The sequence below is a fragment of the Listeria sp. SHR_NRA_18 genome (genome assembly GCF_003856515.1).
Classification (GTDB): domain Bacteria; phylum Bacillota; class Bacilli; order Lactobacillales; family Listeriaceae; genus Listeria_A; species Listeria_A newyorkensis.
This window is the reverse complement of record NZ_QPKR01000086.1, coordinates 1-415: the sequence shown is the minus strand read 5'-3', so window position 1 is coordinate 415 and position 415 is coordinate 1. Positions and strand designations below refer to the sequence as shown.

Genomic DNA, 415 nt, shown 5'->3' with positions numbered 1-415 from the left:
CCGATGCACTTATCGGTGTCGACGCGCACGATGCCATCACCGGGGCGCTTATGCATCGCGGTGGTTGGGCAGTTCACCGTACAGATCGGATCCTTGCAGTGGTTACAGGATATCGACAGGGTATAGGCGTATACGTTGTTATGGAAACCGCCTTGGCCGGTGGAGACAAAACCGCCGCCTTTAACCTCATAAATGCGGCGAAAGCGCCGCCCGACCTCCAGATTATTCTTGTCTTTACAGGCGACTTGGCAGGCTTTGCAGCCGGAACAGCGAGAGGAGTCAATATAGAACCCAAGCTGGCGATCGCTGACAGGGGCATACTCGATAAATTTACTCATGCTTTGGCAACCTCCACAAGCATCGTTTGGTGAGAGTTACCTTTCGCCAACGCGGTGATCCGCGCAGAGCTAAGCAC

At 54.5% G+C, this 415-nt stretch carries 1 protein-coding gene; it reads right to left on the bottom strand.

Annotated elements, in window-relative coordinates; genetic code table 11:
- The coding region (locus tag DUK53_RS17265) for a 4Fe-4S dicluster domain-containing protein (protein WP_368665731.1) at positions 1-338 on the bottom strand (338 nt) is incomplete at its 3' end.
- Positions 339-415 lie beyond the last annotated feature (77 nt).